Origin of the sequence: Clostridioides sp. GD02404 (assembly GCF_045898275.1) — a bacterium.
Classification (GTDB): Bacteria; Bacillota; Clostridia; order Peptostreptococcales; family Peptostreptococcaceae; genus Clostridioides; species Clostridioides difficile_A.
On sequence record NZ_JBJOCA010000040.1, the window covers coordinates 1 to 21,295 of the forward strand.

Sequence of the window (21,295 nt, forward strand, 5' to 3'; positions counted from 1 at the left end):
AAATTAAGATAAGTAACATAAACTAAATAATAATATGTATTATCAATAGTAAATTTATAAATTCATTATTAATATTTAAAGAAGCATTATAAATTTTCTGGAGGAACAATGAATATATTTGATATTGGTGTAGACATAATTGAAATTGACAGAATAAGAAAAGCTGTAGAAAAAAATAACAGGTTTTTGGAAAAAATATTTACTGATAAAGAAATTGAATATTTTAATTCTAAGAATTTTAAAGCAGAAAGTATAGCAGGTAATTTCGCAGCTAAAGAAGCTATAAGTAAATCTATGGGTACAGGAATTAGAGTATTTAACTTTAAAGACATAGAAGTTCTCAGAAATGAAATGGGAAAACCAATAGTAAAAACTTATAATAATCTCGCAAAAATGTGCATAGATTATAATGTTTTAGAAATAAAAGTTTCAATATCACATTCAAAAGATTATGCTATAGCAAATGCAATAACCATAATTAAGGACTAAGGAGTGATTACATTATGATGGATAAAACAGCAAAAGAAATAATGACAACAGATGTAATAGTAGCAAAACAAGATGATAGTATAGCAGATGTAGCTAATATGCTAATTGCAGAAAAAATAGGAGGTCTGCCAGTTGTAGATTCAGAAAACAGAGTGGTTGGAGTGATTTCTGAAACAGATATTCTTAAAAAAGAAAAATATATAGAAGCACCTCTCTATATAAATCTATTACAAGGATTGATTTTCTTAGATGATTTAAAAAAAGTAGAAAAAGATATAAAACAGGTGGCTGCTTATAAGGTTGGAGAACTTATGTCTAAAGATATAATAAAGGTTCATGAAGATGATAAGTTTGATGATGTAGCTAATGTAATGATTAAAAAATCAATAAACAGAGTTCCTGTGGTAGATGATGACAATAAACTTAAAGGTATAATTTGTAGATATGATATAATAAAAGCTTTATACAATGAATAAACTAGAGTAGGAGGTGTGATGTGAGAAAAAAGTGGACCATGGTATGTATTATGTTTTTGGCACTGGTTATAATTGTAATAGGATGCCAAAAGCGACAGTCCACTAAAGAAGAAGTATACAAAGACTTTCAAAAGCAGATTTCTGATATGAATTCTTACAGTTGTAAAGCTGAAGTAGAAGTATTTGGAAATAAAAGCCCACACAATTATGTTTTAATTCATACTTATAAAAAAACTGATAACTATAAATTAGAAGTAATTTCCCCAAAACATTTAAAAGGGAAGAGTATAGAGTATCAAGGTGATAAAATATTAGTTAAAAATCCAAATATCAGTGATATAGTGGAATTGCCTAATACAGGAAAGAACAATCAATATCTTTTTATAGGAGACTTTATAAAAAACTATCTTCAAAACGAAGAGATGAAAATAAAGTTATCCAAAGGACATTTGGTTCTAGAAACTTTTATTCCTGGGGATAATAAATATTTTAATAAGCAAGTATTATATGTAAATGCTGACACAAAGAACCCTGAAAAAATGGAAGTATTAGATAAAGAAGGCGTGCCGAGATTTACAGTAAAATACAATGATTTTGAATACAGAAACTAAGGGGGACTAAAGAAATGCAAAAAATAACAGTGCCTACATGGGCAGAGATAAATCTAGATAACTTAAGATTTAACTTAAATAATATTAAAAATTTATTAGAAGAAGATATTAAGGTTTGTGGAGTAATAAAAGCTGATGCATATGGACATGGTGCAGTAGAAGTTGCAAAATTGCTAGAAAAAGAAAAAGTAGATTATTTAGCAGTAGCAAGAACTGCTGAAGGAATCGAACTTAGACAAAATGGCATAACACTTCCTATTTTGAACTTAGGATATACTCCAGACGAAGCTTTCGAAGATTCTATAAAAAATAAAATAACTATGACAGTTTATTCTTTAGAAACAGCACAAAAGATAAACGAGGTTGCAAAATCTTTAGGAGAAAAAGCCTGTGTTCACATTAAAATAGACTCAGGAATGACTAGAATAGGTTTCCAACCTAATGAAGAGTCAGTACAGGAAATAATAAAATTAAATAAATTAGAATATATAAATTTAGAAGGTATGTTTACTCATTTCGCTACAGCTGATGAAGTAAGTAAAGAGTACACTTATAAACAAGCTAATAATTATAAATTTATGTCTGATAAGTTGGACGAAGCTGGTGTAAAAATAGCTATAAAACATGTATCAAACAGTGCAGCTATTATGGATTGCCCTGATTTAAGATTAAATATGGTAAGAGCAGGAATAATATTATATGGTCATTATCCATCTGAGGATGTATTTAAAGAAAGATTAGAATTAAGACCAGCAATGAAATTAAAATCAAAAATCGGACATATAAAACAAGTTGAACCAGGTGTAGGAATAAGTTATGGACTAAAGTATACAACTACTGGTAAAGAAACAATCGCTACAGTTCCAATAGGATATGCAGATGGATTTACTAGAATTCAAAAAAATCCAAAGGTTCTTATTAAAGGAGAAGTGTTTGATGTAGTTGGTAGAATTTGTATGGATCAAATAATGGTTAGAATTGACAAAGATATAGACATAAAAGTTGGAGATGAGGTTATACTATTTGGAGAAGGTGAAGTTACAGCTGAACGTATAGCCCAAGACTTAGGAACTATAAACTATGAAGTGTTATGTATGATATCAAGAAGAGTTGACCGTGTTTATATGGAAAATAATGAGCTTGTACAAATAAACAGTTATTTGCTAAAATAAAACCATGATATTATAATCTGGGAGGCGATTTTGTGTACGATAAAAGTAAAGAAAAAATAGAAGTTACTTTACCAGACTCTCTGATTTCTGAAGTTGATAGTATAGTTCAGATGGAGAACAGTAACAGAGAAGATTTTGCAAAAGCTGCTTTTCAGTTCTATATAACTCAGAAAAAGAGAATTCATATTAAAGAATCTATGAAAACGGGTTATAGAGAAATGGGTCAAATTAATCTGTCATTGGCTGAGTTAGGTATGACAGTTGAAGAAGTATCTTCTGATGATAAAAATGAAGGGAAGATTGCCCAAGGTGAGTACTAATTGTGAAATAAAGCGTGGTGATTTATATTACGCTGATTTAAGTCCAGTTGTTGGCTCAGAGCAGGGAGGCGTTAGACCTGTTCTGATAATACAAAATGATGTAGGTAATAAATATAGTCCTACAGTTATAGTATCAGCTATAACATCTCAGATTAATAAAGCCAAACTACCTACTCATGTAGAGATAAGTTCCAATGAATATGGGCTTAATAAAGACTCAGTAATTCTTTTAGAGCAAATTAGAACTATTGATAAAAAGAGACTGAGGGAGAAAATTGGTTGTCTAGATGAAAATATGATGATAAAAGTAGACGATGGACTTCAAATAAGTCTAGGATTGTTTACTTTTTAAAGAGGGGTTTGTCTTTTATTAGACAATCCCTTTTTTCTTTGGAAATATCTTTTAGTATTTAATTTTGGTAGCGTGTATTAAGAAAATCAAAAATAACGCAAAAAAATAGCATAAAAGTGATATAATAATATGGAATTGATATAAAATTACGAACTCAAGGGAGGTAATTGCATGAGAGACCATAAAGGATTAAATGAGATTGCGCGTATCATAAGAAGAGATATAGTTTCCATGATACATAGAGCCAAATCTGGACATCCAGGAGGGTCATTATCAGTAGTTGAAATACTTACTGCGTTATACTTTGATGAAATGAATGTGGATTATTCAAATCCTAAAATGGAGGATAGAGATAGATTTGTATTATCAAAAGGACATGCTGCACCAGCATTATATGCTACATTGGCTGAAAAAGGCTATTTTGATAAGGAAGAACTTGATGGTCTAAGGAAAATTGGAAGAATGTTACAAGGTCATCCAGATATGAAAGGTACGCCTGGTATAGAGATATCTACAGGTTCTCTAGGGCAAGGTTTTTCAGTTGCGTGTGGTATGGCGATGGCATCAAAACTTGATAATGCACCATGGAACGTATATACTTTACTTGGTGATGGAGAAGTTCAAGAGGGTATTGTTTGGGAAGCTGCTATGAGTGCTGCACACTATAAGCTTGATAATTTAATTGCTTTTTTAGATAATAATGGGCTTCAAATAGACGGAGATACAGAAAGTGTAATGAATTTAGGTTCAATAGTTGATAAATTTAAAGCTTTTGGATGGAATGTAATTGAAATAGATGGACATGATTTTGACCAAATATTTGCTGCTCTTGACATAGCTAAATCAACAGTTAAAAAACCTACAATGATAATTGCAAAAACTATAAAAGGCAAAGGAATATCTTTTATGGAAAATCAAGCAGGATGGCACGGAACAGCTCCAAGTGATGAAGAGTTAGAAAAAGCCTTGCTTGAACTAGGAGGTGCTGACAATGAGTAAAATGGCGACGAGAGAGGCATATGGTAAAGCATTAGTAAAGCTAGGTCAAATAAATGACAATGTTGTTGTGTTAGATGCAGACTTATCAAAATCTACAAAGACACACGACTTCTATAAATCATTTCCAGATAGATTTTTTAATATGGGTATAGCAGAACAAAACCTAATAGGTGCTGCTTGTGGATTATCAACTGCTGGCAAAATACCTTTTGCAAGTACTTTTGCTATGTTTGCTACAGGAAGAGCTTTTGAGATTATAAGAAATTCAGTTTGCTATCCAAAACTAAATGTAAAAATTTGTGCTACTCATGCAGGTCTTACTGTTGGAGAAGATGGAGCATCTCATGAAAGTGTAGAGGATATTGCTATAATGAGAGCTATACCAAATATGACAGTTCTTGTTCCAGCTGATGGTGTTGAAACAGAAAAAATGATTTTTGAAGTAGCTAAGTATAATGGTCCTGTTTATGTTAGATTAGGAAGAAGCTCAGTACCAATTTTATTTGATGAAAACTATGAGTTTGAAATAGGAAAAGGTACAGTTTTAAGAGATGGAAATGATGTGTCTATTATAGCTTGTGGAATTATGGTAAATGAGGCTATACTGGCACAAGAAAAGTTGCAAGAAGAAGGTATAAGTGCTAGGGTCATAAATATGTCTACAATAAAACCTATAGATAAGGATTTAATATTAAAAACAGCAAAAGAAACAAATGCCATAGTAACTGTAGAGGAACACAGTATAATTGGAGGGTTAGGTTCTGCTGTAAGTGAAGTAGTTGGAGAGTCTTATCCAACTATAGTAAAAAAAGTTGGAGTTAAAGATTCATTTGGAGAATCTGGTGCTCCAAATGAATTGTTAAAAAAATATGAATTAACTTGTGATGATATAATAAAAGCTGTCAAAGAAGCCATTCTTGCAAAAAGAATTTAAGACATATAAATTATTCATATTTGTTAATAATATAGTATATTTGAAGGAGAGATATAAAGGTCTGTATTAATTTATATCTCTCTTTTTTATACATGATATCAATATATCAAAAATGTAATAAAATATTCAAATTTTTACAAAAATAGAGAAAATATTCAAATATATATTGACTATTCAGAAAAATATGACTAATATATAGTTTATAGGGAAATTAATTTTATATATAAAAGCTACTTAGACAAAAAGAATTTAATAAATCTTATGGAGGGAGGTATACTGTATAAAAGATATATTATAAGTTTTAAGTTATTATACTAAAAAGCTCTAAAACAGTTATCATGTATTTTATGTTAAAGGAAATTATAGGTAGTTTATCGAATTGTTTAAGCAGATGAAAAATTTCACGTGGGGAGGTAACTGAGATATGTCAGAAAAGGTAAACGTTAAAACAGTCATAAGTTTCGCAGGAGCTTATGTAGCAACAGTAATTGGTTCTGGATTTGCAACAGGACAGGAAATAATGCAATTTTTCACTTTTTATGGTTTCGCAGGAGTTATTGGTGGGATAATTTCAATGGTATTATTCTCATGGATGGGTGCTTCAGTTATGTCAAAAGGTAAAGAACTTCAACTTAAAGAACCTATCAAAATTTATCGTGTTTATTGTGGTAAGTATTTAGGAATATTCTTTGAGTGGTTTGGACCATTATTCTTATTTGGTGTTTTCGTAGTAATGATTTCAGGAGCAGGAGCAACTTTAACTGAGTACTATGGATTAAATCCATTTGTAGGTAGAGTTGGTATGGCAGTAGTAGCATTATTAACTGTTTCACTAGGTCTTGATAAATTATCAAAGATACTAGGTGGAATAGGACCTATAATAATAATCTTTACACTTTTAGTTGGTGGTATAAGTTTAGCTAATAATATAGGTAATATAGGTCAAGCGGCAGAAGTTCTTAGAACTGTAGAGATAACTAAACCAGTTCCAAACGCATACCTATCTGGTGTAATATACACTACTTATAATACAATCGTTGTCATGGCATTCTTAACAGGATTAGGAGCAAGTGCTGCTAATAAAAAAGAAGCTGTTTGTGGTGGTATATTAGGTGGGGTAGCACTTATGGCAGCAGCTATAATGATGCACTTAGCTATTCTTTCTGATATAGGAAATCTATATTCAAAAGCAATACCTTCATTATTCTTAGCTGATAAGATTTCACCAATAGTTGGAGTTTTATTCTCAATAATTCTTATATTAGGTATATATACAACAGCTGTACCTCTATTATGGTCAGTAACTAATAGATTTGTTGATGATAATCATCCTAAGTTTAAAATAATAACATTAATAACAGCTATATTAGGTCTTATAGGTGGTTTCTTACCATTTGATAAGCTGGTTGGTATTTTATATCCATACACTGGATATATGGGCGTCATAATACTGGTCTGTGTTCTTTATAGACAGATTACAAAGACATCTGGATATCAAGAAGGCGTTAGTGATAAATAAACATTTTAAGATTGAAAATCAAAGAGCTATATTAAAACAATTAAATTGTTTTAATATAGCTCTTTTTATTTTATGTTTTATTTATTATAAAATGTCGAAAATATGTTTTTTAATTGTGTTACATATATTTGTAATTATGATTAAACGAATTATAATCAATAATTTAGAGTCTAAGATAAGGTTGTAAATCATATATTTAGAATAGATGGGAGGAGTGATAAGATTGAATGTAAAATTTAATATTAAAGGTATAATTTATGGAGTTATAGCTCTTGTATTCGTTATAGGGGGATTTATATTCATACCGAGTATGTTTGTAGAGAAATCTAAGCCTGTAGATTATACGATATTACAAAGAAATTCAATACCAGAAAAAATACTTGATGTCATGGATAAGTATACAAATGAAGAAAGAGCTTTGGCAGCTAAAATTGATAACAAAATATACATCATAGTAACTAGAGGAAATAATAAATATGGTATAGAAATGAACAAAATAGAAAGTGTAAGTGAAGAAGGAAAAGATGTTTTAAGAGTCAAGATAAAGTATAAAGATAAGGAGGACTCTTATCCGTACATAGTTGTTGAAACAAATATGAGTGAGCTTCCAGATAGAATAGAATTAAACTCAACTAAATAAAAATATGTTTTATAACTAAATAACTAAGTAGTTTATATAATAAAGTCATGGTTTTTATTATAAGTAAATGATATGTGTTTATTATTATTTTAAAAGCCATGACTTAAGATGTGATATTAACAATATTTGCTATTCTAATTGTCTGGTGTGATAATTCTAGTTTCAGTAACTATATAATTTAATTGTGTATCATGAGTTTCTTTTGGGATAGAATTGAATATTTGGAAATCAAATGCTATTCCTATAGTTATAGCATCTTTTCTTAAGTTTTCTAAAAACCTATCATAAAATCCTCCACCATATCCTAGTCTATAGCAATTTATATCATATGCTACAGCTGGTACAATTACAACATCTAAGGCCTTGATATCGATTGTAGGTGATTTTTCTTTAGGTTCTCTTATTCCATATGTTCCAATTTTCAATCCTTCTTTTAAGTCTGTTATTTGAGTAGGGATTAATGTATGATTTTCTTTTATTGTAATAGGGCTTGAGACTATTTTCTTTAGGGATAAAAGTTTTTGAATTAAATTATCTGTTTGAACTTCGTTATTGAAGTCTAGATAAAGCATTATATTGGTTGCATTTCTTATATCTTTCATTTGAAGTAATCTTTCTGTTATTAAATTTGAATTATTAAATACAAAATCTGCACTCTTACTTTTTCTGGATTCAATAACTTTTTTCCTAAATTCTTTTTTCATAAAATATTCCTCCCTTAATGTGTTATAATGTGTAAAGCAATTGTATTTAATATAAATTTTAGTATAGTTTATTATAATAAAGCAATATATTTGGGTAAATGTAATAAAAATAACAGCTAGTCATATAATAATAATAGTTTATGTAAAAGGAGATGTATCTTGTGATTTCAAAGAAGAAAGCTATTTTTTTAGGGGTGATTTTAGTAATTATAACGGCGATGACTACATCAGCCTTTCAGTTAACATTGGGGAATAAGGTTGTAATATCGAAGGAACTCTATGAGGACTATAAAAAATATGATAAGTTGTTAGGATTAGAAACTATTATAAAACAAGATTTTTATAAAAAAGTATCTGATGCTGACTTAGTAGATGGAGCATCAAAAGGTTTGTTCTTAGGTACTAATGATAAGTACTCTGGTTATTACACTAAAGATGAAATGGAAGACTTAATAAATGATAGTGAAGGCTCCTATGTTGGTGTAGGTATGTATATAGGTGCATCAAAAGATGGAGGTCTAGTGGTAGTTCCTATGAAAGATTCTCCAGCAGAAAAAGCAGGTGTAAAAGCAGGGGATAAATTAGTAAAAGTAAATGGAAAATCTGTGTCATATAAGAATTCAGATGAAGCTGTGCGTATGATGAAAGGTAAAAAAGGAAAAATAGTCGAATTGACTATATTAAGAGAAGACAAACATCTAAACTTTAAAGTAAAGACAGAACAAATAGTTGAGAAAAGTATAGAAAGTAAAGTAATTGATAATGATTTAGGATATATAGAAATCACTCAATTTATATCAAGTACATATACTGACTTTGACAAAGCTTTAAAAGAATTAAAAACAAAAAATATTAAGGGATTAGTAATAGACCTTAGAAATAATCCTGGTGGAATGCTAGATATATGTAAAGAAGTTGCTGATGAGCTAATTGGAGAAGGAACTATAGTATATACAAAAGATAATAAAGGAAACACTGAGTACTTGAAATCTGATAAAGAAAAATTAGGACTTCCAATAGTAGTCTTAACTAATGGAGAAAGTGCTTCTGCTGCTGAAATATTAACAGCTGCAATCGTTGATAATAAAGAAGGTATTTCTGTAGGTACTACAACCTTTGGTAAAGGGTTGGTACAATCAGTTGTAAGATTAAAAGATGGAACAGGGTACAAACTAACTACTGCTCAATATTTTACACCTAATGGAGATTATATCAATGAAAAAGGAATAAAGCCTACAATTGAAGAAAAAGATGAAAATAAGCAACTGGATGTAGCAACTAAGTGGCTTAGAGAACAGATTGATAAATAGGATTTAATTTTTGTAGACTTATACTATAAAATAAAGTGTACTATGAAAGAGTGGATAATTGAAAATATCCACTCTTTATTTTTATATAAAAACTTTTCATATTAATTTGCATAATATTTTGCAAAAGTTAGAATCTAAAGATACAATTTTTTAACTGACTTTTATTTAATGTATATTTATATTGTAAGAAGCAGTAAAAATTTTTCCTTTACCAAGTTTATTAATGAATTTCTTATCTTTATAAATTTTATTAGAATGTATACTATCAGCAAGACCATACCAAGGTTCTATACATAAAAATGGAGCAGTAGAATTAGTTTCACTATAATAAGGAGTCCAAATACCAACTAGAGGAAAATCTTGCATAGATAGAGTTATATATTTGCCACCATCATTATTACATATAGACACTTCATCTATATTAGTGTATATTAAGGCATCATTCTTGAATAATTCTGGACTTAACTGTAAGTTTTTTAAATCTCCGATAAATGTTATATCATCTATAAAAGAAGTATTTAAATTGATTTTTTCTACATCACTTCTTTTTTTAAATTCAAGATGATATTTAGAAAAATCATTTTGCTCAAAAAGAGGAAGATTAAATGCAGGATGTCCGCCTATAGAAAAGAATATATCTTTAGAGTCAGTATTTTTTACAATCCACTCTATATTTATACTATTATCTTTTAATGTATAATTTATGATTAGCTCAAAAGAATATGGATACTTTTCTAAAGTAGATTCATTGTCTGTTAATTTATAAGATATGAATGTATCTCCTTTATCTATAATCTCAAATTCCATATCTCTGGCAAATCCATGCTGAGTCATGCTATATAGATTTTCTTCTATTATAGTTTCATTATCAACAAGTTTACCTACTATAGGAAATAATATAGGTGATTGTCTACCCCAATATTTTTTATTACCATTCCAAAGAATGTCTTTATTATATCTTTTAGAAAATATTTTAGTGAGTTCAGCACCAGAATTGTTTGATTCTATAATTAACTTTTCATTTTGTAATATATTCATTTAAAATCTCCTTTATTATATTTTATGAGTATATTATACTATAAAGTATAAGGATTATTAAATTTTATTTGATATTATATTTGAAAGGTAGATTTTAGTATATTTTGAAAATTTTGTTTTGAAAATTTGGGATTATTTAAGAAATTTTGTATTATAAATAGAAGGAAATAGATAAATTGTATAGAATAAAATATATTAAGATAAGTTAATAATGTTAAATGGGAAGTGAGTTTATGGAAAAACCAAATACAAAAGTTGTTAACTTTCAAGAGTATAAGGACAGAAAAAATGAAAGAGAAGTAAACAGAGACGAACTTTTAAAGCTTATAAAAAAAATTGTGACTTCAAAATAGGGAGTTGTTAAACTCCCTATTTTAATGGGTTTCATAATATTTAAGACATTCTCAGTCCATCTATATAATCTTTGAATTGCGAGAAATCTGATTCGCTACTTAACTCGATAGTTTCTGAACCTTCCGTATAAAAATTCTTAAGATATATAGTGTAATTATTATCTACACAATCATGATAAATACATCTATATCCATCTTCATATAAATTTTTTAATTTAGAAAAATCATCCACAATATCATCTCCTTAAAGTTCTTTTAAATATATTTTTACAAAAAGCATGCGATTGTATGCAAATTCATAATGGAAAATAAAGGAAATAGAGATAAAATGTAGAATAATTTTTGTATATATGTAAAAATAAAAATAAAAAGTTGAAATTTTTAGAAAATAAGAGTATTTTTTATCTAAAAAGATAATTTAAAAAATAAAAAAATGTTGGGAGGATAGAAAATGAGTTTATTAGAAAGTATATCAAAAAATATATATTCTTTAGATAATTCTTCTATTGAAAAAACAAAGCAGAGATTGGACAGGCTTATACATCCAACTGGAAGCTTAGGCAAAATAGAAGATATTTGTATGCAATTATCAGGGATATTTGGTAATGAAAATTTTGATACAAGTAAAAAAGTTATAATAGCTTTTGCAGGAGACCATGGTGTATATGAAGAAGGTGTAGCACCTGACCCTCAAAATATAACAAAACTACAATTTCCAAATTTTTCGAAAGGATTATGTGGAGTTGGAGTAATAAGTAAATTTGTAGGGGCAGATGTTGTAGCTGTAGATGTAGGAATAAACTGTGATGAAAAACTAGAGGGAGTATTGGATTATAAGATTAGAAAAGGAACATCAAACATGGCCAAAGGGCCAGCTATGAGTAAACAAGAAGCTATTAGATGCTTAGAGATAGGAATTGAAATAGCAGAACAGTGTATAGAAAAAGATTACAAGGTTATTGGTATTGGAGAGATGGGGATAGCAAATACTACTCCAAGTACAGCAATAATATCTGTAATTTCAGGCTGTGACCCATTAGAAGTTACTGGTATAGGTGCAGGTCTTAAAAAAGAGAGACTAAAACATAAGGCTGAAGTAATCAGAAGAGCTATTGAAATTAATAATCCAAATCCAACTGATGGAGTAGATATTTTATCTAAAGTGGGTGGATTTGAAATAGGTTCAATGGCAGGTGTAATATTAGGATGTAGTGCTAATAGAATTCCAGTAGTAATCGATGGATTTATTTCTTATGCAGCAGCACTAATTGCTTATAAGATAAATCCAAAAACTAGAGAATATATGATAGCATCTCATCTGTCAGCAGAATCAGGAACTAAGAGAGCCTTAGATATATTGAAATTAGACCCTTTACTAAATATGGATATGAGGTTGGGTGAAGGAAGTGGAGCTGCTTTAGCATTTAACATAATAGAAGCTTCAAATTATACTTATAAGAATATGGCAACTTTTGATGAAATTGACATGGGGAGATAAGGCATAAAAATTTAATTTGTAGGAGTGTTTTGATGAGTGAAATTGTTCTGGTAACAGGAGGAGCTAGGTCAGGGAAGAGTAACTTTGCAGAAAAGCTATGTTTAAATAGGAATAATAAAACAGCTTATATAGCAACTTCTATTCCGTTTGATGATGAAATGAAAGATAGGGTAAAAAAGCATCAAGAAAATAGACCTAGAAATTGGGATACATATGAAATATATGAAGATATATATTCCATAATTAGACAGCTATACAAAGAACATGAAACTGTTATACTAGACTGTGTAACCTTATTAGTAAATAATCTAATGTTTAAACACAATCTAAATATAGAAGAGTCTACTCAAGAAGAGATAAACAAATTGGAAGAATATATAAAAGAACAAGTTATAAGACTTATTGAAGAAATAGAAAAAACAAATCTATACTTTGTATTTGTTACAAATGAATTAGGTATGGGAATTGTTCCTGGGAATAAACTTAGTAGGATATATGCTGATATTGTAGGTCGCATAAATCAATACATAGCATCAAAAAGTAATGAAGTTTATTTTGTAGTTAGTGGCATACCTATGAAAATAAAGGAGTAGTATGTGACTATGAAAAGATTTATTTTAATACTACAGTTTTTAACAAGGATACCTATAAAATTAAATGTAGGATTTGATGATGAATTTTATAAATCAATAGTGTATTTTCCACTTGTAGGTTTTGTTATTGGTGTATTATCTTATTTAATAGGATGGATTTCTATGCTTTTATTTGAACCATTTATAGCTTCTATAATAATAACTCTAGCTGGGGTATTAATTACTGGAGGTCTTCATATAGACGGATTAGGAGATACATTTGATGCAATATATAGCTATAGAGATAAAGAAAAAATGCTTGAAATAATGAAAGATTCAAGGTTAGGTACAAATTCACTTTTAGCAATTATGTTTGTGCTTTTATTAAAGGTTGGATTCATATACAATATAATAAGTAATAATTCATTATGGGTTATAATATTTATGCCAATGATTGCAAGATTAGGAGTAATGTTATTGACATATAAAACTGTGACACCAAGAGAAAAAGGAATGGGAAATTTATTTATAGGTAAACTGACTACAAATATGTTAATAACAGCTATAGTATATACATCATTAATAGTTATTCTTATTACTAAATTTATATTCTTATTACCTAATATAGTGTTGATTAAAATATTAGGTTCAGCTATAGTAATTTTTATATTTATAATATTATTCAAAAAACACATTTATAAAAAGATTGATGGAGTAACAGGTGATATATTAGGTTGTGGAATAGAACTTTCAGAGCTTGTATATTTGATTTATATATATTTGTTAATTTTTATGTTTTTTTAAAACTAAAAAGTGGTGATAATGTGATAAGATTAATACTAATAAGACATGCATTGACAAATGATAATGAAAAAGGAAGATTATCAGGTCACATAAATAGTTGTATCAGTGAAGAAGGAAAAATTCAAATAAATAAAATTACTGAATACCTAAGTAATGAAAATATAGACCGAATTTACACGACACCATCTTCACGTACAAAGGATACAATAGAAAAGATATCAAGGTTAAAATTAATAGAAATAGAAGAAAAAGAAGCTTTAAGAGAAATTAGTTTTGGAGACTTTGAAGGAATAACTTTTGAAGAAATTAAAGTCAAATATCCCAAAGAGTTCGAAAAGATGATAGAAGAAGGTAACAACTATAGATATCCAAATGGAGAAAGTCTCATAGACTCTTATAAAAGAGTGGCAAAAGAAATTGATAATATACTTTTAGAAAATGATAGTCATTCAGATATAAAAACAATACTTATATGTTCTCATGCAGGAACAATAAGAAATATAATAACACATTTGATTTCTGGTGGTTATAAATATCATTGGAACTTTAAAATTGATAATGCATCTATTACAGTTTTAGAAATTAATAGTGGATTTACTGTAGTAGATAAAATGAATTTTACAGACTTTATATAATTTAATTAAAATTAAGTATTACAATATATGTCTGTAAAAATATTAATGAAAATAGAATATTAGATTAAAATTAGGTTCTTAATTATATGTTAAAAGGGAAAAAGGTTAGATGCCTTTGCAGCCCCCGCTACTGTGAAACCAACGAAACTATAAATACCACTGTCAATTTGATGGGAAGGTTATAGAAGTAGGATGAAGTTAAGCCAGGATACCTGCCTAATTTAATTTAAAACAAGAGGTCTTCGGGGTGAAAGATTTTTAATTAATACGTATAAAAGTCCTATCTTTAGAAGCAATAGGACTTTTTTTATTGGCATTTTAGTAAATTTTAGCAAGGAGGGGTTAGAAAGTGGGGAAAAAAATAATGCTACAAGGAACAGCATCAAACGTAGGTAAAAGTATCTTAGTAGCAGGTTTGTGTAGAATATTTAAACAAGATGGTTATACTGTTGCTCCTTTTAAGTCTCAAAATATGGCTTTAAATTCCTTTATAACTAAAGAAGGATTAGAAATGGGAAGAGCACAAGTATTTCAAGCTGAAGCAGCAAAAATAGAGCCTATAGCTGATATGAATCCAGTTCTATTAAAACCTTCTGGAAATAATAAAAGTCAAGTTATTGTAAGAGGTAAAGTTATAGGGGAAATGCCTTCTTCCCAATATCATGATTACAAACTAGAATTGGTAGATATATTGAAAGATACCTTTGATAGCTTGAATTCAACTTATGATATTGTAGTTATGGAAGGTGCTGGTAGTAATGCAGAGATAAATTTAAAAGATAGAGATATATCTAATATGGGTATGGCAGAAATAGCAGATGCACCTGTAATAATAGTTGGAGATATTGATAGAGGAGGAGTATTTGCATCATTAGTAGGAACAATGCTTTTATTAAATGAAGATGAGAAAAAAAGAGTAAAAGGTGTAATAATTAATAAATTTAGAGGAAAAAAAGAGCTTTTACAAGATGGAGTAAAGATGCTAGAAGACATTATAAAAGTACCTGTTATAGGAGTAGTTCCTTATACAGATATAAAAATAGAAGATGAGGATAGTGTGACTACTAGATTTAAGAAAAAAATGAATAAAGGTGATATACACATAGAAATAATTAGAACTCCACACATGTCAAATTTTACAGATTTCAATATATTTGAGACACAAGAAGATGTAAGCATCAGGTATGTAGATTTTGGAGAATCTTTAGGAAATCCAGATATGGTAATAATACCAGGAACTAAAAGTACTATAAATGATTTAATGTATATAAGAGAAAGTGGTCTTGAGTCACAAATTAGAAATTTGCATGGTCAGGGTAAATTGATATTTGGTATATGTGGTGGGTATCAAATGCTAGGTAAGAAATTAAGAGACCCTTATCATGTTGAAAGTGAAATTGAAGAAGTTGATGGTATAGGTCTCTTAGATACAGAAACAATATTTGAGAAAGAAAAAACTACCACACAAGTAGAAGCTACTATTGTTGAATGTAATGGTGAATATATGAATGACCTTAAAGGTATAAAAGTAAAAGGTTATGAAATCCATATGGGTATTACAAATCGAGGTGATGGTATAAGAAGCTTAGATTTGATAACAAAAAAACTGGATGAAGAAGTGAATTATACTGAAGGAAGCATAAATAAAGATGGTACTGTAATTGGAACTTATATTCATGGAATCTTTGATGAAATAAGTTTCACAAGGAAAATTTTAAATAATATAAGAAAGAAAAAAGGTCTACAAGAATTAGAAAGCAAGGTAAATTCTTTTGGTGAATTTAAAGATAAAGAATATGATAAATTGGCTGATTTTTTAAGAGAGCATTTAGATATAGAGAAAATATATGAGATTATGAAATAGTAATGATTCTGTATTTATAATTTAGGTAGGAGGTGTATTATGAAAAAAATCTTAATTGCAGGTACCAGTAGTGGAGTAGGCAAGACAACAATTTCATTAGGAATAATGCAAGCCTTAGTCAAGAGGAATATGAAAGTACAGCCATATAAAGTAGGGCCAGACTATATAGACCCTTCATATCACACTTTTATAACTGGAAGACATTCCAGAAATCTAGATTCTTATATGTTAGATGATGAAAAAATAAAGTATATAGTGAATAAATCATCAAAAGATGCAGATATTTCAGTAATAGAAGGTGTTATGGGGCTATATGATGGTTTTGGAATAGATTTAGATAACTGTACAAGCTCACATACTTCAAAGGTGTTAAAATCACCTGTTATATTAGTTATAAATGGAAAATCTATGGCTGCATCTAGTGCTGCTATGGTACTTGGATATAAGGAATTAGACAAAGATGTAAATATAAAAGGTATCATAGTAAATAATGTTAAGACCAATAGCCATTATCAAATAATTAAAAGTTCTATAGAGAAATATTGTAATATTGAAGTATTGGGATATTTTCCTCCAAATAATAAGTTTTCTTTAGAATCTAGACATTTAGGATTGGTTCCTAGTGTGGAGATGAAATCTTTAAGAGAAAAATTTTATACTTTAGCTGATGAAATTGAAAGTTATATAGATATTGATAGGATAATAGAAATTTCAGAAAGTGATGAGTTTGAGAGTGATTTTGATTTTCAAACTTTAATAGAGAATAATGAAATAAAAAAGCATGTTAAGAATAAATCAATAGCTATAGCATATGATAAGGCATTTAATTTTTATTATAGAGAGAATATAGAGCTTTTAGAAGAACTTGGATTAGAGGTAAACTATTTTAGCCCTCTTGAAGATACATCAGTGCCAACTTCAGATTATATTTATATTGGAGGGGGATTTCCAGAGATATTTGGAAAAGAATTGGAGGCAAATGAGTCAATGAGAGCCTCTATATTAGAGGCACATAACAATAACATACCAATTTATGCAGAATGTGGGGGGCTGATGTACCTAGGTGAGAAACTATTGAATCAAGAAGAACAAGAATTTAATATGGTTGGTATATTCAGTGGAATTAGTAAGATGACATCTTCTTTAAAAAGATTTGGATATTGTATTGGTGTAGCTAAAGAAAATACTCTTTTATCTAAAAAAGGAGAGGCTATCAAAGGTCATGAGTTTCATCATTCAATATTTGAAAGTGATGAAAAATGTGCATATTCAATGAAAAAAGAAAGAGATGGAAATATAGTTGAGGAATGGGATGGCGGTTATAGTAAAGGAAATACTTTAGCTACATATCTTCATACTCATTTCTATAATAATTTAAATTGTATAGAAAATTTTTTGAATAAAGGAAATAAGTAAATGAATATTTTATCTATTTATATAGGATATGTGGCAGATTTAATTGTAGGAGACCCATATTCTTTTCCTCATCCAGTAAGGTTTATTGGTAAACTTATAAATTTTACTCAAGGTATAATAAGGAAGGTCTTTAAGAGTGATAAACAGTTAAAATTTGGTGGATTTATATTATGGTTTATAACTGTGGGAATAACGTATTTAATAACCTATGCTATAGTGAAGTTATTTAGCTTTAGTGGATTATTGAGCGTTGTGGTAAATGGTTTTATAATTTATACCACACTGGCTACAAAATGTTTGAAAGATGAAGCGTTAAAAATTTATAATGTATTAAAAACTGGAGATATAGAGAAATCTAGAACGCAGTTGTCTTATATAGTAGGTAGAGATACTACTACTTTAAGTGAGTCTGAGATAATAAGAGCAACTGTAGAAACTGTTGCAGAAAATACTGTAGATGGTATAATCGCACCTATGTTTTATGCATTTATTGGAGGAGCACCACTTGCTATGGTGTATAAAGCTATAAATACATTAGATTCAACTGTTGGATATAAAAATGAAAAATATAAAGATATTGGCTTTGCTTCTGCTAAGATTGATGATGTAGCCAATTATATACCAGCTAGAATATCCGTTGTCCTTATGACAATTGGGAGTTTCTTTTTACGTTACAACTATAGAAATTGTTTTAAGATATCCATTAGAGATAGAAAGAATCATAAAAGTCCAAATTGTGCTTTTTCAGAGGGTGCAGTATCTGGTGCTTTAGGAATCCAATTGGGTGGTACTAACGTTTATTTTGGGGAAAAAGTATATAAGCCAACAATAGGGGATAAGCTTAGGGAGATAGATAAAGAGGATATAATTAAAACGAATAAAATTATGTACGCATCTTCGTTTGTATCCATATTAGTATTTACACTATTATATGTGTTGTGTAGGATGATTTTAATCAAATTAATTATATAAATGATGGTTTGCGAACTTAAGGGGGACATAGATGAAGGATTTAGGGCATGGTGCCAATGTGGATGAGATGGCTGAATTGTATGGGAAAGACCCAAAAGAAATAATAGATTTTAGCTCAAATATAAATCCAAATGTATTGCCAAATTTAGAAAAATACATTTTAAAAGGATTAAAGGAGTGTAGGAATTATCCAGACATAAACTATACAAATTTGAGAGAGAATATATCAAAATATATAGATATAAATCCGAACTTTATAATACCTGGAAATGGTGCTACAGAAGTGATTTATTTGCTTATGAAGAGTCTTAAAAAAAGATTAGCTATAATAAATCCTACATTTTCAGAATATAGAAGAAGTGCTAAGTTAAACAATCTAGATATTATAGATTTAGAGTTAGATTCAGAAAATAATTTTAAATTTGATATAGATATAATAAAAAATAACATTGAAAAATTCGATAGCTTATTTATATGTAATCCTAATAATCCTAGTGGAAATGTTCAAGACTTAAAGGAACTTGTTTATTTATTAGGTCAGTATAATAAGATGTTAATAGTTGATGAAACTTTTATGGAATTTGTTGAAGATGAAAATGAGTATAGCTTAGTCAAATATATAGAATCAAACAAAAACATATTCATAATTAAAGCTGTGACTAAGTTTTTTGGTATGCCTGGCTTAAGGTTAGGATATGGTATCACAAGCAATACTAACATTATGGACAAAATTTATGAATACAAAGAGCCGTGGACTATAAATTCTTTTGCAGACATACTATCTGATTTTATTTTTGAAGATAAAGAGTATATTAGAAAGAGTAAAGAATATTACATAAAAGAAAGAAAATACATGTTACAAGAGTTGAGAAACGTAAAAAATATAAAAGTCTATGATACAGATGCTAATTTTATTTTGATAAAAATTTATAAAAAAACATCTAGAGAATTGAAAAAAGATTTATTTAAGCAAGGAAATTTATTGGTTAGAGATGCATCTAACTTTGTAGGACTAGATGATAGTTTTATAAGAGTAGCTATAAAATCTCATGAAGATAATAAAATTCTTATAGAAAATATAAAAGGTTTATTGGGTGATTAGAATGAAATCTTATGGAATGTGCCCAGCATCTTGTGGAGAGTTTGTACAAGGAATAATTGATGATGAAGAATATCTATGCTCATATGCAATAGATATGTATTCCAAGGTGTATATTGAAGAAAAATTAATAGATATAAACTTAGGTAGACGTAAGTCAAGACTAGCAATTGAGAAAGTATTTGAAAAGTTTAATCTACCTAAAAAATATACTAAAAATATTTCTCTGAATATAGACAGTAACATACCTGTTGGAAAGGGAATGGCAAGTTCGACTGCTGATATAGGAGCTACTATAAAGGCAACATTGTCATTGATAGATAAAGATTTAAGTAGTGAAGAGATTTGTAAATTAGCAGCAGAAATAGAACCAACAGATTCTATATTTATAGATAAAAATAGCATATTTAATCCCTTAAGTGGAACTGTTATAAAATATTTAGGGAATCTAACTAATGCAAAAGTTATAATACTTGAACCAAACAAAATGTTAGATACTATGAAAATTAGGCTGAGGAAAGATTACAATACCTTAAAAATAGAAAATAGAGAAATCATAAAAAGGTCATTTACTATTCTAGAAGAGGGATTAAAAAGTGATAACTTATCCCTAGTTGGAGAGGCTTGTACTTTAAGTAGTTTAGCAAATGAAAATATAGAGAAAAAAGAGTACCTAAGTGAAATAATAAAAATATCAAAAAAATGTGGAGCATATGGAGTAAACATTGCTCACAGTGGTACAGTAATAGGCATCTTAATTGATAAGTTTATGGATGATAAAAAGATAATAGATGTATTATGTGAATCTAATATAGATTCTGTTTATAATAAGATTTATACATTGAACATAATAAATGGAGGAATTAAGGGGGAAATAGAATGCAATACATAAAGAATCCTATGAAAATAGAAGAAAAAAGTTTTGAATTAATACAAGAAATAATAGATGAGATTAGACCAGATTATAGATTTAAGAATAATATCGAAGAAAAAATAATAAAAAGAGCTATACATACTACTGCTGATTTCGATTACTTAGACATATTAAAAATATCAGAAGAAGCAGTAGATAGTATAATAGATGCATTAAAAAATAATGCTAGTATTTATACTGATACAAATATGGCTCTTAGTGGAATAAATAAAAGAAAGCTAGAAGTATTAGGATGTAAATATAAATGCTTAGTAGCAGACGAAGAAACAGCAAAATTAGCTAAAGAGAAAGGGATTACTCGTTCTATGGCAGCAGTAGAAATTGCAGCTAAAGAAGATGGCAGAAAGATATTTGTTTTAGGAAATGCACCAACAGCTTTATATAAAGTTATGGAGATGAAATCAGAAGGTAAATTAGATTTAGATGCAGTTATAGGAGTTCCTGTAGGTTTTGTAGGGGCACAAGAATCAAAAGATGAGGTTGAAAAAACAGACATACCATATATAATTTCTAAAGGTAGAAAAGGTGGTAGTAATTTAGCAGCAGCAATAGTAAATGCTATATTATATACTATGTAGGTATAT

At 28.7% G+C, this 21,295-nt stretch carries 24 protein-coding genes and 1 riboswitch; of the genes, 21 read left to right on the top strand and 3 right to left on the bottom strand.

What is annotated here, in order from left to right; translation table 11 throughout:
- Window positions 1-108 precede the first annotated feature (108 nt).
- The 10 genes from acpS (at window position 109) to Q3287_RS17830 (ending at window position 7,512) form a co-directional block, all read left to right on the top strand.
- Window positions 109-489 (top strand): holo-ACP synthase, encoded by a 381-nt coding sequence (acpS, locus tag Q3287_RS17785; RefSeq protein ID WP_054271909.1) that lies wholly within the window; start codon window positions 109-111, stop codon window positions 487-489.
- A 14-nt stretch (window positions 490-503) separates the two neighbouring features.
- Entirely contained in the window at window positions 504-965 is a 462-nt protein-coding gene (locus Q3287_RS17790; protein ID WP_021386374.1) for a CBS domain-containing protein, read from the top strand.
- A gap of 20 nt (window positions 966-985) precedes the next feature.
- A complete protein-coding gene (gene gerS, locus Q3287_RS17795) occupies window positions 986-1,576 on the top strand; it encodes a germination lipoprotein GerS (protein ID WP_407964571.1) in 591 nt (196 codons plus the stop codon).
- A gap of 14 nt (window positions 1,577-1,590) precedes the next feature.
- Window positions 1,591-2,748, top strand: coding sequence for an alanine racemase (gene alr, locus Q3287_RS17800; RefSeq protein WP_054271907.1), 1,158 nt, complete (start codon window positions 1,591-1,593; stop codon window positions 2,746-2,748).
- A gap of 32 nt (window positions 2,749-2,780) precedes the next feature.
- On the top strand, window positions 2,781-3,068 hold the full coding sequence (locus Q3287_RS17805; protein ID WP_054271906.1) for a ribbon-helix-helix protein, CopG family: 288 nt from the start codon (window positions 2,781-2,783) through the stop codon (window positions 3,066-3,068).
- On the top strand, window positions 3,037-3,420 hold the full coding sequence (locus Q3287_RS17810; RefSeq protein ID WP_003421356.1) for a type II toxin-antitoxin system PemK/MazF family toxin: 384 nt from the start codon (window positions 3,037-3,039) through the stop codon (window positions 3,418-3,420). The genes Q3287_RS17805 and Q3287_RS17810 overlap by 32 nt, the downstream gene beginning before the upstream one ends.
- A 171-nt stretch (window positions 3,421-3,591) precedes the next feature.
- Complete coding sequence (locus Q3287_RS17815; RefSeq protein ID WP_054271905.1) at window positions 3,592-4,419, top strand: transketolase; 828 nt, start codon at window positions 3,592-3,594, stop codon at window positions 4,417-4,419.
- A complete protein-coding gene (locus Q3287_RS17820; protein ID WP_054271904.1) occupies window positions 4,412-5,353 on the top strand; it encodes a transketolase family protein in 942 nt (313 codons plus the stop codon). Before Q3287_RS17815 ends, Q3287_RS17820 begins: the two co-directional genes overlap by 8 nt.
- Window positions 5,354-5,777: 424 nt before the next feature.
- Window positions 5,778-6,872 carry a hypothetical protein gene (locus Q3287_RS17825; protein WP_054277729.1) on the top strand — a complete coding sequence of 365 codons (1,095 nt, stop codon included), beginning with the start codon at window positions 5,778-5,780 and terminating at the stop codon, window positions 6,870-6,872.
- 223 nt (window positions 6,873-7,095) lie between these two features.
- Window positions 7,096-7,512: a hypothetical protein gene (locus Q3287_RS17830; RefSeq protein WP_054271902.1), complete on the top strand. Its 417-nt coding sequence runs from the start codon at window positions 7,096-7,098 to the stop codon at window positions 7,510-7,512.
- 134 nt (window positions 7,513-7,646) lie between these two features.
- Here Q3287_RS17830 and Q3287_RS17835 read toward each other — a convergent pair whose 3' ends face one another.
- Complete coding sequence (locus tag Q3287_RS17835) at window positions 7,647-8,216, bottom strand: 5-formyltetrahydrofolate cyclo-ligase (RefSeq protein WP_407964572.1); 570 nt, start codon at window positions 8,214-8,216, stop codon at window positions 7,647-7,649.
- Window positions 8,217-8,368: 152 nt separating this feature from the next.
- Between Q3287_RS17835 and Q3287_RS17840 the strand changes: the two genes are divergently transcribed.
- Window positions 8,369-9,526, top strand: coding sequence for a S41 family peptidase (locus Q3287_RS17840; RefSeq protein WP_054277727.1), 1,158 nt, complete (start codon window positions 8,369-8,371; stop codon window positions 9,524-9,526).
- Window positions 9,527-9,691: 165 nt separating this feature from the next.
- On the opposite strand, the gene Q3287_RS17845 is transcribed toward Q3287_RS17840, so the two are convergent.
- Both Q3287_RS17845 and Q3287_RS17850 read right to left on the bottom strand, forming a co-directional pair.
- Window positions 9,692-10,564, bottom strand: coding sequence for an aldose 1-epimerase family protein (locus Q3287_RS17845; protein WP_074180110.1), 873 nt, complete (start codon window positions 10,562-10,564; stop codon window positions 9,692-9,694).
- Window positions 10,565-10,957: 393 nt separating this feature from the next.
- Window positions 10,958-11,149: a hypothetical protein gene (locus Q3287_RS17850; RefSeq protein ID WP_003425777.1), complete on the bottom strand. Its 192-nt coding sequence runs from the start codon at window positions 11,147-11,149 to the stop codon at window positions 10,958-10,960.
- A 219-nt stretch (window positions 11,150-11,368) separates the two neighbouring features.
- Between Q3287_RS17850 and cobT the strand changes: the two genes are divergently transcribed.
- From cobT to Q3287_RS17900, 10 genes are all read left to right on the top strand, one after another.
- Entirely contained in the window at window positions 11,369-12,415 is a 1,047-nt protein-coding gene (gene cobT / locus Q3287_RS17855) for a nicotinate-nucleotide--dimethylbenzimidazole phosphoribosyltransferase (protein WP_074180111.1), read from the top strand.
- Window positions 12,416-12,447: 32 nt separating this feature from the next.
- Entirely contained in the window at window positions 12,448-13,008 is a 561-nt protein-coding gene (gene cobU / locus Q3287_RS17860; RefSeq protein ID WP_054271885.1) for a bifunctional adenosylcobinamide kinase/adenosylcobinamide-phosphate guanylyltransferase, read from the top strand.
- A gap of 9 nt (window positions 13,009-13,017) precedes the next feature.
- Entirely contained in the window at window positions 13,018-13,791 is a 774-nt protein-coding gene (cobS, locus tag Q3287_RS17865; protein ID WP_074180112.1) for an adenosylcobinamide-GDP ribazoletransferase, read from the top strand.
- 20 nt (window positions 13,792-13,811) lie between these two features.
- The gene (locus tag Q3287_RS17870; RefSeq protein ID WP_219673921.1) at window positions 13,812-14,426 is read left to right on the top strand and encodes a histidine phosphatase family protein; all 615 of its coding nucleotides are present in this window, start codon (window positions 13,812-13,814) and stop codon (window positions 14,424-14,426) included.
- Between the two features lie 55 nt (window positions 14,427-14,481).
- A riboswitch (cobalamin riboswitch) is annotated at window positions 14,482-14,661 on the top strand.
- Between the two features lie 114 nt (window positions 14,662-14,775).
- Window positions 14,776-16,290, top strand: coding sequence for a cobyric acid synthase (locus Q3287_RS17875; RefSeq protein WP_407964573.1), 1,515 nt, complete (start codon window positions 14,776-14,778; stop codon window positions 16,288-16,290).
- Between the two features lie 39 nt (window positions 16,291-16,329).
- Entirely contained in the window at window positions 16,330-17,706 is a 1,377-nt protein-coding gene (locus tag Q3287_RS17880) for a cobyrinate a,c-diamide synthase (RefSeq protein WP_407964574.1), read from the top strand.
- Entirely contained in the window at window positions 17,707-18,678 is a 972-nt protein-coding gene (gene cbiB, locus Q3287_RS17885; protein WP_407964575.1) for an adenosylcobinamide-phosphate synthase CbiB, read from the top strand.
- 31 nt (window positions 18,679-18,709) lie between these two features.
- A complete protein-coding gene (locus Q3287_RS17890; RefSeq protein ID WP_074180116.1) occupies window positions 18,710-19,780 on the top strand; it encodes a histidinol-phosphate transaminase in 1,071 nt (356 codons plus the stop codon).
- A 1-nt stretch (window position 19,781) separates the two neighbouring features.
- Window positions 19,782-20,669, top strand: a complete 888-nt coding sequence (locus Q3287_RS17895) for a cobalamin biosynthesis protein (protein WP_407964576.1) — start codon at window positions 19,782-19,784, stop codon at window positions 20,667-20,669.
- Window positions 20,657-21,289, top strand: a complete 633-nt coding sequence (locus Q3287_RS17900; RefSeq protein WP_054271879.1) for a cobalt-precorrin-8 methylmutase — start codon at window positions 20,657-20,659, stop codon at window positions 21,287-21,289. The genes Q3287_RS17895 and Q3287_RS17900 overlap by 13 nt, the downstream gene beginning before the upstream one ends.
- Window positions 21,290-21,295 lie beyond the last annotated feature (6 nt).